Annotated in this window: 2 protein-coding genes; both read left to right on the plus strand. The window is 69.3% G+C overall.

The features are described 5' to 3' along the window. Positions 1–159 precede the first annotated feature (159 nt). The gene (locus ACFY6U_RS52120; RefSeq protein ID WP_390050202.1) at positions 160–1,764 is read left to right on the plus strand and encodes an IS1634 family transposase; all 1,605 of its coding nucleotides are present in this window, start codon (positions 160–162) and stop codon (positions 1,762–1,764) included. A 91-nt stretch (positions 1,765–1,855) separates the two neighbouring features. After that, positions 1,856–2,239, plus strand: a complete 384-nt coding sequence (locus tag ACFY6U_RS52125) for a hypothetical protein (RefSeq protein WP_390050204.1) — start codon at positions 1,856–1,858, stop codon at positions 2,237–2,239. Positions 2,240–2,296: the final 57 nt, after the last annotated feature.

Raw genomic sequence — 2,296 nt, forward strand, 5'->3', positions numbered from 1 at the left:
ACGCTAGACCCGTACTTCGCGGGTCGTTGATTCGTATGGTGTGATCGGTCCGGGGGTGTCCCGGGCCGGGGGTGTGGCGTTGGGTGGGGTGTGTCGATGACTTCCCGGTCCCCGCGGCCACGGTCTCAGCGTCAGCGCCTTGAAGTGGCGGTGACGTCCGTGGTGGAGAAGCGTCTGGGCGCTCTGCCTGTCGCTGCCGAGTTTCTGCGCCGGCTGGATGTCGCCGGAATCGTCGACGGGGTGTGTCCTGGTGGCGCGAGTTCGCTGGTGACGCACGGGCAGGTGATCGAGGCGTTGGTGGCCAACCGGCTGACGTCGCCCGCGCCGCTGGTGCGGGTGGAGGACTGGGCCAGGTGCTGGGCGGTGGAAGAGGTCTTCGGGATCGAGCCCGGTCTGCTCAACGATGATCGTCTGGCCCGGGCACTGGATGCGATCGCTCCGCATCTGGAGCACATCGCGGGCACGGTCGGGGCGCGGGCGATCGGTGAGTTCGGGATCGATGTGGCCCGGATGCACTGGGACATGACCAGCATGTCCGTGCACGGGGCCTTCCCGGTCGAGGGCCAGGACGAGGACTTCCCCGTCATCGGCTATGGGCATCCCAAGGACCGGCGCTTCGATCTGAAGCAGGTCCAGGCCGGGCTCGCGGTGTCGGCCGACGGCGGCATCCCGCTCCATGCCCGGGTCTTCGGCGGTGGTGCGGCCGAGGTCAGCCAGGTCGTCGGTGCGATGAAGGACCTGCGGGCCATGGCCGGTGAGCGCGACTTTTTGATGGTCGCCGACTCCAAGCTGGTGTCCTACTCCAACGTGGGTGCCCTGCTGGCGGCCGGGGTCCAGTTCATCGCCCCGGCCCCGGCCACGCAGGTCAAGGACGAGATCTACGCCGCTCTCGATCTCGCGCAGGCCACCGTCGTGGGCTGGACGCCGGACCGGGAGGCGGCCAAGCCCGCCGGGCGGCGCGAGACCTACCGCGTGCTGGAGGACACCCACACCCTGACCGGGCCCCGCAAGAGCGATCCTGCGCTCACCGTGCGGCGGATCCTGGTCCACTCCACCGCGAACGCCGTCGGCCAGCAGGCTGCCCGGGACAAACGCCTGGCCAAGGCCGCCCAGGACCTGAACAAGCTCACCGCTGCGGCGGGCGGACGCCACTACAAGACCCGGGAGAAGATCGTCGCCCGGATCGGTGTCATCGCCGCCAAGCGCCGCGTCACCTCTTGTCTGCGCTGGACCGTCACCGACAACGAGGACGGCACCCCGGTCCTGGCCTGGCACTTCGACACCGGCGCGCTGAAGGCCGAAGCCGCGGTCGACGGCTGGTACGCACTGCTGACGTCCGTCCCCGCCGATCAGGCGGACGCCGGGAACACCTTGATCCACTACAAGGGCCAGGGCACGGTCGAGCGCAGGTACCACGACTTCAAGGGCCCGCTCGCGGTTGCGCCGGTCTTCGTGCAGCACAACCGGCGCGTTGCCGCCCTGATCCAGGTCATCTGCCTGGCCCTGCTGGTCTTCTGCCTGATCGAGCGGCAGGTCAGAATGGCGCTCGGCCCCGAGCAGACCATGCGCGGCCTCTACCCCGACAACCGCCGCGTCCGCCCCACCGGCCGCATGATCTTCTACCACCTCGGCGAACTCACCCTGCGGATCGGCAACGTCACCGACCCGCCCACCGTCCAGATCACCCGCGGCGTCCAACTCCACCTCCTCGACCTCCTTGACACCGACATCGGACAAACCCGCTGGCCACAGACCTGTGACTGAGCGCTTCAGCCGGCCCGTGAGGCGACCGTCCACTGAGCATGGTTTCCGGCAGGTGCACCGCCCCGGTACTGGGCGCGGGCAGACTACGTACATGCAGCTCCCCGCCGACGCCGTAGCCACCGCTGTGTTGCTGGAGGTCGTAAGAATCTCCGAACTCCCGACAACGCGGGGCGCCCCGTATCCCGGCAGGGCGGGCGCCCACTGGATCGGGAGCGAGGCAGCCGACGCCCTGGCCTTGATCGAGAGCTTGCCCGCCAGCGAGCAGCACCGCTGCGGCTTCTCGCCGGGCTGGAGCGTCCGGGCGTACGCGGACACTCTCGACCTGGCGCTGTTCGAGGCGGCGTTCTGCTTCAGCTGCCATGAAGTCCGCATGCATGGAACCGCCGTGCCACCCGCACTGGCCACGCAATTTTTCGACGCGGGCGCCCCGCAGGCGCACGCTCTCCTGGCCCTCTTCCGCGAGGCGGCCCCGTAGTTGGTCGGCCTGGCCACAAGACCTGAAACGGTGACCCGCGAAGTCCGGGGCTAGACG

Source organism: Streptomyces sp. NPDC013157 (assembly GCF_042899865.1).
In the GTDB taxonomy this organism is placed as follows: Bacteria; Actinomycetota; Actinomycetes; order Streptomycetales; family Streptomycetaceae; genus Streptomyces.